We start from the raw sequence: 13,243 nt of genomic DNA, 5'->3' as shown, positions 1-13,243 counted from the left end.
CTACCTTCTTACTTCAAAACTCGTTACTCATTACTTCAAAACTCATCTAACGCACCCTACTACTGCCCAACCTACAGGCTACAGGCTACCTTCTTACTTCAAAACTCGTTACTCATTACTTCAAAACTCATCTAACGGTGCGTTACGGCAATCCGTTATCTTACTTGTGATTGACCAAGAGAAATCTTCGGCCTAACGCACCCTACTACTGCCTGCCTAATATGCTAATAAAAAGATCACAAGTTAAGAAAATGTCTCTACATCCCAAACCAATACCACCGATTCCTGAAGACACAGCACGAGTAGCCCGTGCTACTTTCAGGTCAGGCAATATTTATCTACAGCTCGAAATCATTCCCAATTTGCCGCAGAGAATTTTCAGATAGATTGGGAACAACAAGTGGCAATTTGTCCCGAAGGACATCAAAGTCACAGTTGGAGACCAAGCAAGGATAGAGGAGGACAAGGAGTTATTCAGATCCAATTTTCTTCTACCTCTTGTAAGAATTGTCCCGCCCGAAGTCAATGTACTCGTGCTAAAAAAGATGGAAGGAAATTAACGATTCGAGAAGAAGAAAGATATATGGCTTTGAAAAATCGGCGTAAAGAACAAGAAAAACTAGAGTTTCTCAAAATTTATCAAAAAAGAGCCGGAATCGAAGGAACTTTATCTCAAGCCCTCCGCAAGTCAGGTTTACGTCAATCTCATAATACACACCCGACAAAATCAGGCGCATTCGCTTGTCTTAGACTTGTTTTCCAAAAGTTATTGGTGTAGTAGGGGCGCAAGGCTTGCGCCCTTTTTATTTCTCAGCCACTACAACTACTAATATAATGTTGGGTTTCGTGACCTCAACCCAACCTACAGGCTACCTTCTTACTTCAAAACTTCAAAACTTCAAAACTCATTACTCATATTTTGGTGCGTTACGGGCTTCGCCCTAACACACACTACAACTACTACAACTACTAATATAATGTTGGGTTTCGTGACCTCAACCCAACCTACAGGCTACTGGATTGTTACTTCAAAACTTCAAAACTTCAAAACTTCAAAACTCAACCACCACAAGTAAATGAGTGATAAAGATGCTTTGGTCTGAGGTGCCTCTCGGAGCCTCAAAAGGATAACCTTTCTCACCAGTATGAGAATTGCTATAATACACACCGGACAAAATCAGGCGCATTCGCTTTTCTCAGACTTGTTTTCCAAAAGTTATTGGTGTAGTAGGGGCGCAAGGCTTGCGCCCTTTTTATTTTTACTACAAGTGCTAACACTTCAAAACTTCTTACTTCAAAACTTCTTACTTCAAAACTCATTACTCGTTACTCGTTACTCATTACTCATCTAACGGTGCGTTACGGGCTTCGCCCTAACACACCCTACACCTACTACTACAACTACTAATATAATGTTGGGTTTCGTGCCTCAACCCAACCTACTGGCTACTACAACTACCTTCTTACTCATTACTTATTACTCATTACTCATTACTCAACTGACGGTGCGATCGCTTTTATTTGTTTTTATACGTTACAATAAAACACGTATGGCTTTTTTATGTTAGTTTAAGGATGAAAGAAGAAGTTAGAAATCTCAGAGAAAATATCGCCACTTTAACTATTTATAAAGATGTTTTGGAAAATGAAGTCGGCCAGGCTTTTTTAAATACCGTACAATCATTGATGGTTACAGATAATTCCTCAATTACTATTTTAGAAAATTATACTAGTTTCCTAGGGGCTTTGATAGGTAGACAACAAAACTGGTCAGATTTTATACTAGAACAAATTTTAATTACTGATAATTTTTTCACTCGCCAAGTTCAATTTACAGAATTAGATAATATTCATCCAGAACTTATTAATATAGTAGGCCACGATTTAAAAGTCTTACAAAATTTATTTAACTTTTCCTGGGAGAAGCTAAAGGATTGGGTATTAGAATCTACTATTTCTCATATAGAAATACCATTCTTACCCCCTGAGACAACATTTCTCCCTGAAGATTTAAATTCTGTAAAACATCAAGACAGAAAAAAATTAAAGCTGAGTCTAAAAAATGTCAATGATTGGCGAGAATGTTTAGATGATTTTGCTAAATATTATCAACGTTTTGGTACAGGATTGATGGCCTTGTATCAAGCTTTTCGCTGGCAAAATGGGCAATTAGTAGGAATTAGTCACCCTGATCCCATTCAACTTTCTCTGCTGGTGGGTTATGAACGTCAAAAAGAGGAGTTAATTAATAATACTATCGCCCTAATTAAAGGATATTCCGCCCTAAACATATTACTATATGGTAGCAGAGGTTCTGGGAAATCTTCTTTGGTAAAAGGTATATTAAACGAATACCATCATCAAGGACTAAGGCTGATTGAGGTTTCTAAATCTGAACTAGAAGATTTACCAGTAATTGTAGAAAAGTTAAGGGAATTGCCTCAAAAGTTTATTATTTTTGTAGATGATCTTTCCTTTGAGGAGGATGATGATCAGTTTAAAGCGTTCAAAGTTGTATTAGAAGGAAGTGTTGTAGCTAAACCCAAAAATGTTGTTGTTTACGCCACCACCAATAGACGCCATTTAGTAAGAGAGTTTTTCGCTGATAGACCGCGTCCTCAAGATGGAGATGAAATTCACGCTTGGGATACTATGGAGGAGAAACTGTCTTTTAGCGATCGCTTCGGCTTAACTCTAACCTTTGAAGCAGCAGACCAGATTAAATATCTTACTATTGTGCAGCATTTAGCCAAGGAAGCTAAGATACAACTGGATGAAAAAACTATTAAGAAAAAGGCATTAGAATGGCAGATAAGAACGAATGGTCGTTCTGGAAGAACAGCGCGTCAATTTGTGGACTATCTAAAAACTATGTATTCTGAATACTAGAATGAAAATAATTGTAGATATTCTCAGCTAAATGTAAACCAATACCATCTACTTGAGTAAGTTGTTCTAAAGAAGCTGAGCGAATATAATCTAGAGAGTGAAAATGGGCTAATAATTGTTGTTGACGTTGATGTCCTAAACCAGGAATAGCATCTAATTGGGATCGCCTACTATGTTTTTGACGCAATTGTCGATGAAAGGTAACAGCAAAACGATGTGCTTCATCTCTAACGCGGCGGAGTAGTTGAACTCCGGGTTGTTCAGCGTCTGTGGCTAAGGGTTGAGATTGATAGGGTAAAAATATCTCTTCTCTCTGTTTAGCTAAACCAACTACTACTAACTCAGAAGCTAAGTTCAAATCTTCTAAAACCTTCATCACTGCTGAAAGTTGACCTTTACCCCCATCAATCATAATTAAATCTGGTCTTTCCTCAGAAGTAGAAGAACGAAAACGACGTTTAATTACTTCAGCTAAACTAGCAAAGTCATCAGAATGGCCAATTGTCACCTCAGGATTTCTAATTTTATAGTGGCGATAGTGTTGTTTAGCGGGTAAACCATCGAGAAAGACTACCCGAGAAGCCACAGCATGGGAACCTTGGAGGTGAGATATATCATATCCTTCGATACGCATGGGTATATTCTCTAGGTCTAAAATTGCGGCTAAATCCTCTAAAGACTGTTGATGTTGTTGGAGTTTTTGCTGAGTTTGGGTTAACTCGTAGGTAGCATTTTTAGCCACCATCTCCACTAAATCTGCTTTAGTTTGCCTGATAGGGAGAGAAATATTGACTTTTTTTCCTTTACGTTTACTCAACCAATCTGCTAATATTTCCTCATCAGGTAAAGGATGTTGAATTAAAATCTCATTAGGAATCTCCACTCCATCTACTTGTAGATAGTGTTCTTCTAAAACTCGCTGTAAAATTGCCCCAGGACTAATATCTGTGGTGTTAGTAAAAAAGCCTAAACGACCCACTAAACGACCGCTACGGATTTGAAATAGTTGAATACAGGTAGATTTATCTCCATCACTAGCCAATGCTATAGCATCTCTGGAGATGGTATCATTAGGAAGAGATACTTTTTGAGCGCTAAACAGACTATTTAAACCCTGTATTTGGTCACGAATTTTCGCTGCCTGTTCAAAATTTAGTTCTGCTGAAGCCTTAACCATTTGTGACTGCAATAACTCTTGTAATTCTCCGGTTCTTCCTTGAAAGACCATAGCTATTTTTTCCACAGTTTGATGATAGGCTTCAGGAGTAATTAAAGCTTGACAAACACCAGGACAACGACCTAAATCATAGTTAAGACAGGGACGGTCTTTGAATAGAGGTCGTGGACGTTGACGGAGGGGAAACAAACTCTTGACTAAATCTAGGGTTTGTCGGAGTTGTCTCACATCCACAAAAGGGCCATAATAGCGGTCTTTAGAGTTTCCCTTTCTCCGCTTACGAGTGATAAAGATACGGGGATAATCTTCTGACCAGGTTATACAAACATAGGGGTATTTTTTATCATCTTTGAGTAAGACATTGAAATAGGGTTGATGCTGCTTGATGAGATTTGCTTCTAAAGCTAAAGCTTCTGCTTCCGTATCAGTAACGATAAACTCAATATTGTGAATCAAATTAACCATCATACCTATTCGAGGAGTTAGGGGTTGAGACTCCCGGAAGTAGGAACGAACGCGCGATCGCAGTTGCTTTGATTTCCCTATATAAATAATTTCTTCATTTTTCCCTAGCATAAAATATACCCCTGGTTCTGGGGGTATTTCTGCGAGTCTTTGTGCTAATTTGTCTTTCTCTTCTCTTAACCTAGACATCAATAATAAAAAGCTCTTATTTTACCTGTATTTAGCCCTACTCTTTTCTTTTATTTTAAAATAAATCAGACGCTCAATGTGCTAAAATATAAAGGTTGATAGGGTTTATTTAGGGGAATATTGGCTAAATAAGCAGTATAATACTGTATTTTAGGCCAATAAGTCCTAATTTTGCATATTTAAGGAGTATTTTAATCTATGGCAACTCCCCAAGAGCGCATTATACCGACAGATTTAAGCAATGAAATGTCCCAATCATACTTAGAGTACGCAATGAGTGTGATTGTAGGCAGGGCATTACCAGATGCCAGAGACGGTCTCAAACCAGTTCATCGTCGCATTCTATACGCCATGTACGAGTTAGGGTTAACAGCAGATCGTCCTTTTCGTAAATGCGCCAGAGTAGTAGGGGAAGTATTGGGTAAATATCACCCCCATGGAGACGGTGCAGTATATGATGCTTTAGTGAGAATGGCCCAAAGTTTCTCAATGCGTGACCCCCTCATAGAAGGACATGGGAACTTTGGATCCATAGATAACGACCCGCCTGCGGCTATGCGTTACACAGAAAGTCGTTTACAAGCATTTACAACTAATGCCTTACTCAGAGATATAGAAGCAGATACCGTAGACTTTGCCGATAACTTCGATGGTTCACAACAAGAACCAATTGTTCTACCAGCAAGGGTACCACAACTACTGTTAAACGGTTCTTCGGGAATAGCAGTGGGGATGGCGACAAATATTCCCCCCCACAACCTGGCAGAATTGATAGATGGGGTAATAGCTTTAATAGCCGATCGCCACCTCAGCGACACAGACTTGATGCAGTATATACCAGGACCAGATTTTCCCACGGGAGGACAAATTCTAGGTTATAGCGGCATCAAAGACGCCTACACAAACGCGAGAGGTTCAATTACCATGCGGGGTGTGGCAGCTATCGAAAACATCGATAACCGCAAAGAAGCCATAATCGTAACTCAACTCCCCTATCAAACAAATAAAGCAGCATTGATAGAGAAAATAGCAGAATTGGTAAATGATAAACGTCTAGAAGGAATATCAGATATACGCGACGAAAGCGATCGCGATGGGATGCGGATTGTAATAGAATTAAAACGCGACGCCTATCCTCGGGTAGTCCTCAATAACCTGTTTAAACAAACTCCAATTCAAACCAATTTTGGGGCGAATATGGTAGCCTTAATCAACGGAGAACCCCAACTTCTCACTCTCAAACAGTTTCTTACCGTATTCCTAGATTTTCGCGTCGAAACTATCACCAGACGCACCCACTATTTACTACGTAAAGCCGAAGAAAAAGACCACATACTCCAAGGCTTACTGATAGCTTTAGAAAATTTAGACAGAATCATTCAACTAATTCGCCAAGCTGCTGATACTAGTATCGCCAAAGAACAACTAATCAGCGAACTGGGTTTGACTGCGGCCCAAGCGGATGCTATCTTACAAATGCAGCTACGACGCTTAACAGCGTTAGAAGCAGAAAAAATTAGAGCAGAACACGAAGAATTGCAAAGACAAATCACTGATTATCAAGATATTCTCGCCAAAAAAGAAAGAATAGAAGAGATTATCATCAACGAACTGCAAGAAATCAAACAACTACACGGTTCGCCGAGACGGACAGAAATCATACCAGATTTAGGAGAAATAGTCGATACAGATTTAATCGCCAACGAAAAAGCCGTGATTCTGCTAACAGAACAAGGTTATATCAAGAGAATGCCAGTAAGTAACTTTGAAGCGCAAAATAGGGCAACAAAAGGCAAAGCAGGCACAAAAATCAAAGAAGATGACGTAGTAGAACACTTTTTGACCTGTTGCGACCACGATCACCTGTTATTTTTTAGCGATCGCGGTTTAGTTTATTCCCTCAACGCCTATAATATACCCAGCGCTTCTCGTATTGCTAGAGGAACTCCCATAGTCCAAATGCTGCAAATAAATAGCGATGAAAAAATCACCTCCATGGTAGCAGTAACAGAATTTACTGAAGACGAATATCTACTGATGTTAACTCGTCAAGGATTGATTAAAAAAACCTCCCTATCAGCTTTTGCCAATATTCGTAATAGTGGTTTAATCGCAATTTCCCTCAACGAAGGAGACCAACTACGCTGGGTGAGACTAGCTAGGAGTGAAGATAGTATTATTGTAGGTTCTCGTAAAGGCATGGCCATACACTTCAAAGCTAATAATGAAGAACTACGGCCCTTAGGGAGGGCGACTAGAGGAGTTAAAGCGATGAAACTAAAAGCAGGAGACGAATTGATAAGTATGGATATTCTCCCCAGTCAAATCGCTGACTCTATCTCCACGATAGACGAAACAGAAGAAACAGAAGAAGCAGAAGAAATAACCCCAGATATAAGCAATCCCGGTCCTTGGTTATTAGCAATTACCACTGGAGGTTATGGAAAAAGAGTTCCCGTAGGCGCCGTAAGGATACAAAAACGTGCAGGAATGGGATTAAGAATGATTCGTTTTCGTTCAGAAAAAGATCAACTAGCGGCAATTCACGTAGTTAACGAAGAAGACGAATTAATGATTGTTACTAGTCGCGGCATCATCATTAGACAGGCAGTCAACGCCATCTCCATGCAATCTCGCAGCGCCTCGGGTGTAAGAGTACAAAAGTTAGACAGTGAAGATGCGATCGCTGCTGTCGCCTTAGTTCCCGTAACCAGTGAAGAAGTAGAGGAGATAGATTGTGCTGTAGAATCAGAACCAGAAAGTACATAAGTGATAATGGTAAATATATCAAGAGAAAGAGGTTTATTGTCCAACTTGAAATATCTGTGCAGCAGTTAAATTTAGGTCTGGAAAAGTTGGAGAATTTACTACATCTTCACCTCTAAATAAATTAACCACATATTCATTTTCAACTAAATTGTAAACTGAAATAGTTGGTTGTTTAGGGTCTCCAATATATCGGCGACCTCCTAAACCTAAATAATCAACTATCCAATACTCATTGACACCTAATTTTTCATATTCTGCAAGTTTTATTAAGTAATCGTCCTGCCAATTGGTACTTACTACTTCTATAGCTAATTTAATACTCGTACCTTGAGTAATAGTTGACCTCTTGTTCCACATCAGCTCATTTTCCATAGCATTGTTATCCAATACCATTACATCAGGGATATAAGCTGATTTATCTGAATCTATTGCTTTAATTAGTCCCTGTCGAGGGATAAAAAAAGGCAACTTCAGAAGTTCAATATTAACTGATAGTTTTGAGATGAGAAACCCAGCTACTTTTTCGTGAGTTCCAGTAGGTTGCACTTGAAAAATCTCTCCGTTACGTAATTCAAACCGACCATAGCCATCAGGATACCATTCCCAAAACTCCTCTAAAGTGATTAACTTAATATCCTGTGGTTCTACTGAATTTAGCATTTAAGATACTCCTCCTCAAAAGATAACTTTAAAGCCCTACTACAAACCTATCTATGATGATATAGCAATTCTCATACTGGTGAGGTACAGAGGTTATCCTTTTGAGGCACCGAGGCAAGAGAGTTATAGCAGTGACCGCAGTGGTGTTAACAACATTTATCACTAACTTTTCCCCCCCAACCCCCCTTACTAAGGCTATCCTTTATAAGCAACTCACCAAACCCTTGTATAGCAGGGAGCACCGGAGCACGGGAGCAGGGAGAGGGGGTGCAATAAACTTACTCAAAATTGCCAGCCTTGCGGAGAGCGCCTTAGAGGCTGTTTTGTGGTCAATAATCTTGAGTTATTGGGAGGCGCTCTCCGCCACTTCACAAGTTATTTGTGACCCCAAACCATTAACTGGTAAAGGCTGGCAATTTTGAGCAGGTTTTCTCTCGCGGTTTTAAGTAAAATTACTTAAGTTGTGGATAAAATGTATATTGCTATACATTATTTTCTTAAACAAAATCTAAAAAAGCACAAACCCACAAGTAGCGGCTTTTGTCAAGTTTTATGTTAAGAAAGATGTTTATAAAGCATAGCTTACTAAGGGGGGCTTTTCATCATTTTTGTCAACATCTATTGGCTCATTGCTATAGGTACAACCTCATGAGTCCGAAAAATGCTATAACTGGGTTTTGTAAGTTGGATTTGGGATTAGAAATTAAAAAACTATGTTTTCTAGGTAAATTTAGCTAAAATAAAAAGACCTAAGTGTAGAGTGTGAGGAAAACATAATGGCAGTACAGTGGCAACAAGCCCTAGCTGTAGGTAGCTACATCGTTAATCAGCGTTTACAAGGACGTAAACGTTTTCCCCTAGTTTTGATGTTAGAACCCTTATTTCGTTGTAATTTAGCTTGTTCTGGATGTGGAAAAATACAACATCCTCCAGAAATTCTCAAACAAAATCTAACTCCCCAAGAATGTTTTAACGCGGTGGAAGAATGTGGGGCACCAGTTGTCTCAATTCCCGGAGGAGAACCATTACTACACCCCCAAATCGATGAAATTGTTCAAGGGTTAGTAGATAGAAAAAAATTCATCTATTTGTGTACCAATGGTTTACTCTTAGAAAAAAGTCTCAAGAAATTTAAACCATCCCCCTACTTAACCTTTAGTGTACATCTTGATGGTTTAAAAGAGTGGCATGATAACTGTGTAGACCGCCAGGGAGTATTCGATACAGCAGTAAAAGCCATTAAAGCAGCTAAAGCCGCAGGATTTCGAGTAACTACCAATACAACTATTTTTGACGGTGCTAATCCCGAAAAAATGCAGGAGTTTTTTGACTTTGTACAAAGCCTAGGTACAGATGGTATGATGATATCTCCAGGTTATAGCTACGAGTGGGCACCAGATCAAGAACATTTTCTCACCAAAGAACAAACACGCGCCCTATTTAGACAAATTCTCAACCCCTGGAAGAGTGGCCAAAAAAATTGGAACTTTAATCATAATCCTCTCTTTCTTGACTTCTTAATGGGAGAGAGAGAATATGAATGCACTCCCTGGGGAAGTCCCAGCTATAGTGTCTTAGGATGGCAAAAACCCTGTTATCTACTTAACGAAGGACATTATCGCACCTTTCAAGAATTGTTAGAAAAGACTGATTGGGATAACTATGGCAGAGCTTCTGGTAATCCTAAATGTGCCAACTGTATGGTACATTGTGGTTATGAACCCACAGCAGCAACTGATTCTCTACAACCATCTAACATGGGTAGAGCCTTAACTAGTCTTTTTGGTTAATCATATCAGATTGGAGTTAAGCTGACTCTCCGTAAAATAGTTTTATAGCAGTGCTCGTTGTAGTGTTCCGCTCATTAGATAAACTTTCCCCCCAAACCCTTATTAAGGGGGGCTTTATAAGGAACTCTGAAATCCTTGTATAGCAGGGAGAGGGGGAGCAGGGGAGCAGGGGAGAGGGGGAGAAATTTTAAGTAAAATTACTTAAGTTGTGGATAAAATGTATATTACTATACATTAATTTCTTAGACAAAATCTCAAAAAGCACCAACTTGTGGGTAAGTGCTTTTTGAGATAATGAACATGGTTTTAGTTTTGATGAAATTTAGTTTCCATTTTCCGTAGTAGGGGCGCTCATACTTGCGCCCTTCCTTCGGCTTGCGCTTCAAGACTTCAAAACTCATTACTCATTACTCATTACTCATTACTCATGTTTGGTGCGTTACGCTTAGGCTAACGCACCCTACTAGCTACTGGCTTTTAGGTTAAGAAATATGCTTATCAAGCATAGCTTAAAAAAAGTCGGGCTATCTCTCGCGCGACGGTTATTTTAGGTATAGTTTGGCTAATATTTCGCAATCTTAGGTTAAAATTTGATTCAACAGGAGGAACTAGTAACAAGGAAAAAAACAATCAATGATCGCAGTAGCAATATTGGCAGCAGGGCGAGGCACCAGGATGAAATCTCAACAGCCTAAAGTTTTACACGAATTAGGAGGACGCTCCCTAGTAGAAAGAGCGATTCAAAGCTGTAAATCAATTAACCCCTCCCGTTCTTTAGTTATTGTTGGTTATCAAGCCGAACAAGTAAAACAAGCCTTAGCTCATTGCCAAGGCTTAGAATTTGTAGAACAAGAACAGCAGTTAGGTACAGGTCACGCTATTCAAAAACTTATTCCGGTTTTGGGAGATTTCAGTGGAGATTTACTAGTTTTAAACGCAGATGTCCCCCTCCTACGGCCAGAAACAATCGAAAGTCTTATAAAAACTCATCAAAAAAATCAAAATTCAGCAACTCTATTAACAGCTCATTTACCTAATCCCACTGGTTATGGGCGTGTTTTTTGTGATGGTCAAAATCAAGTTACTCAAATCGTCGAAGACAAAGACTGTAACGCCGCTCAAAAACAGAATCATCGCATCAATGGCGGGATATATTGTTTTAATTGGCCAAAATTAGTCGAAGTCTTGCCAAAACTCACCGCTAATAACCAGCAACAGGAATACTATTTAACAGAAGTTTTTGATTATCTCAACAATGTGATGGCAGAAGATGTTTCAGACTATCTCGAAATTAGTGGAATTAACGATCGCCTTCAATTAGCCGCCGCCTACGATATTCTTCAGGTGAGAATCAAAGAAAACTGGATGAAAGCCGGAGTCACTATGATTGCTCCAGACACCATCACCATTGATGATACAGTAGAATTAGCACAAGACATCATTATTGAGCCACAAACTCATCTTCGGGGTAACACTAAAATAGGTAGTGGTAGTCGGATTGGACCTGGTACTATGATAGAAAATAGTCAAATAGGCGAAAATGTTACTGTAAATTATTCTGTAGTAAGTGATAGTAAAGTTGCTACAGGAACTAGGGTTGGTCCCTATGCCCATCTTCGAGGGGAAGCTAATATAGGTGAGAGTTGTCGCATTGGCAATTTTGTAGAGATTAAGAAAACCACTATCAATGAACAAACTAACGTAGCTCATTTAAGTTATCTTGGAGATGCTACCTTAGGGAAAAAAGTCAATATAGGTGCAGGAACAATTATCGCTAACTACGATGGGGTGAAAAAGCATCAGACAACAATAGGCGATCGCACTAAAACCGGAGCTAATAGTGTCCTAGTAGCACCAGTAACCCTAGGAGAAAATGTAACCGTTGGTGCGGGTTCAGTCATCACTCAAGATGTAATCGATGATGCTTTAGCCGTAGCTAGAACGCGACAAGTAGTATACGAAAACTGGAGTACTCGTTCAAAATAGATTTAGTAGAGAGATTTAATTATGGCAGATGTAATTGATTATCAAATTTATGGTTCTGATTTACAATTAGTAGAGATAGAATTAGACCCTCGTGAAGGTGTAAGGGCAGAAGTCGGCACCATGACCTATATGGAATCAGGAATAAATATGGAGACTTCCTCTGGTGGTGGTTTATTTGCTGGCTTTAAACGCATGTTAACTGGAGAAGGTTTCTTTATTACTACCTTTGTTAACGAAGGGAGAAAAAAAGCCCGTGTTGGGTTTGCGGCACCTTACCCAGGTAAAGTTGTTCCCGTGGATTTAGCAGAAGTGGGTGGTAGATTTTTATGTGAAAAAGATGCTTTCTTATGCGCGGCTAAAGGTATTGATATTAATGTCGCTTTTACGAAAAGACTGGGGGCAGGGTTTTTCGGTGGTGAAGGTTTTATCCTCCAAGAATTAAGAGGGGATGGTTTAGCTTTTATCCACGCCGGAGGCACTCTTATTGCTAAGCAATTAGATAGTGGTGATGAGTTACGAGTAGATACTGGCTGTATTGTGGGATTTTCCCCTACTGTAGATTATGATATAAAGTTTGTGGGTGGGTTTAGAAATGCTCTATTTGGTGGTGAAGGGTTATTTTTAGCTAGTTTAAAAGGTCCTGGTCTTGTTTACTTACAAAGTCTACCTCTCTCAAAACTGGTAGAAAGGATTCAAGCTTCTATGGTTTTTCCTACTAGTAGCGATTGATTAGATAATTATCTGGTGCGTTACGCGCTCCGCGCTAACGCACCCTACAGGCTACAGGTTGTCGGTAGCGTATAAAAACGAGGTTCGTAGTTGGACTTTAGTCCATCTTAAGCGATCGCTGATTAACTACGAGGTTCGTAGCTAAATTTTGTAGGTTGGGCCATTGGAAAACGAAACCCAACAATAATTTGATTAGCATCTACTTGAGTTGTTGGGTTGCACTTTGTTTAACCCAACCTACAGGCTAAATTTCGTAGGTTGGGTTGAGTCAACGAAACCCAACAATAATTTTATTATAGCAATGAGCGTTGTAGTGTTAACAATATTTAGATAAACTTTTCCCCCCAACCCCCCGCAAACTCGGGGGGCTTTTCATAATAACTGTAAACATCTATTTGCTCATTGCTATAGCATCTACTTGAGTTGTTGGGTTGCACTTTGTTTAACCCAACCTACAGGCTTACAGAGTCTACCTCTCTCAAAACTGGTAGAAAGGATTCAAGCTTCTATGGTTTTTCCTACTAGTAGCGATTGATTAGATAATTATCTGGTGCGTTACGCGCTCCGCGCTAACGCACCCTACAGGCTA

At 39.5% G+C, this 13,243-nt stretch carries 9 protein-coding genes; 6 read left to right on the top strand and 3 right to left on the bottom strand.

Going from position 1 to position 13,243, the window contains the following annotated elements:
* Nucleotides 1-400 precede the first annotated feature (400 nt).
* Nucleotides 401-778, top strand: coding sequence for a transposase (locus tag MW688_RS01130; RefSeq protein WP_486734067.1), 378 nt, complete (start codon nucleotides 401-403; stop codon nucleotides 776-778).
* A gap of 377 nt (nucleotides 779-1,155) precedes the next feature.
* Here MW688_RS01130 and MW688_RS01125 read toward each other — a convergent pair whose 3' ends face one another.
* Nucleotides 1,156-1,320, bottom strand: coding sequence for a hypothetical protein (locus MW688_RS01125; protein ID WP_486734066.1), 165 nt, complete (start codon nucleotides 1,318-1,320; stop codon nucleotides 1,156-1,158).
* Nucleotides 1,321-1,575: 255 nt separating this feature from the next.
* Here MW688_RS01125 and MW688_RS01120 point away from each other — a divergent pair, with 255 nt between their 5' ends.
* Nucleotides 1,576-2,889, top strand: a complete 1,314-nt coding sequence (locus tag MW688_RS01120) for an ATP-binding protein (RefSeq protein ID WP_486734065.1) — start codon at nucleotides 1,576-1,578, stop codon at nucleotides 2,887-2,889.
* Here MW688_RS01120 and uvrC read toward each other — a convergent pair.
* Complete coding sequence (gene uvrC, locus MW688_RS01115) at nucleotides 2,870-4,720, bottom strand: excinuclease ABC subunit UvrC (RefSeq protein WP_486734064.1); 1,851 nt, start codon at nucleotides 4,718-4,720, stop codon at nucleotides 2,870-2,872. The two genes, MW688_RS01120 and uvrC, sit on opposite strands and share 20 nt — an antisense overlap.
* A 198-nt stretch (nucleotides 4,721-4,918) precedes the next feature.
* On the opposite strand from uvrC, the gene gyrA reads away from it, so the two are divergent.
* The gene (gene gyrA, locus MW688_RS01110) at nucleotides 4,919-7,489 is read left to right on the top strand and encodes a DNA gyrase subunit A (protein ID WP_486734063.1); all 2,571 of its coding nucleotides are present in this window, start codon (nucleotides 4,919-4,921) and stop codon (nucleotides 7,487-7,489) included.
* Between the two features lie 33 nt (nucleotides 7,490-7,522).
* Here gyrA and MW688_RS01105 read toward each other — a convergent pair whose 3' ends face one another.
* Nucleotides 7,523-8,149: a Uma2 family endonuclease gene (locus tag MW688_RS01105; RefSeq protein WP_486734062.1), complete on the bottom strand. Its 627-nt coding sequence runs from the start codon at nucleotides 8,147-8,149 to the stop codon at nucleotides 7,523-7,525.
* A 776-nt stretch (nucleotides 8,150-8,925) separates the two neighbouring features.
* Between MW688_RS01105 and hpnH the strand changes: the two genes are divergently transcribed.
* The 3 genes from hpnH (at nucleotide 8,926) to MW688_RS01090 (ending at nucleotide 12,654) form a co-directional block, all read left to right on the top strand.
* On the top strand, nucleotides 8,926-9,939 hold the full coding sequence (gene hpnH, locus MW688_RS01100) for an adenosyl-hopene transferase HpnH (protein WP_486734061.1): 1,014 nt from the start codon (nucleotides 8,926-8,928) through the stop codon (nucleotides 9,937-9,939).
* Nucleotides 9,940-10,572: 633 nt separating this feature from the next.
* Complete coding sequence (gene glmU / locus MW688_RS01095) at nucleotides 10,573-11,925, top strand: bifunctional UDP-N-acetylglucosamine diphosphorylase/glucosamine-1-phosphate N-acetyltransferase GlmU (RefSeq protein ID WP_486734060.1); 1,353 nt, start codon at nucleotides 10,573-10,575, stop codon at nucleotides 11,923-11,925.
* Between the two features lie 21 nt (nucleotides 11,926-11,946).
* On the top strand, nucleotides 11,947-12,654 hold the full coding sequence (locus MW688_RS01090) for a TIGR00266 family protein (protein ID WP_486734059.1): 708 nt from the start codon (nucleotides 11,947-11,949) through the stop codon (nucleotides 12,652-12,654).
* Nucleotides 12,655-13,243: the final 589 nt, after the last annotated feature.

The sequence above is a fragment of the Johannesbaptistia floridana genome (genome assembly GCF_057440575.1).
Note: the sequence above shows the minus strand (reverse complement) of the source record. Positions and strands in the feature narration are given on the sequence as shown.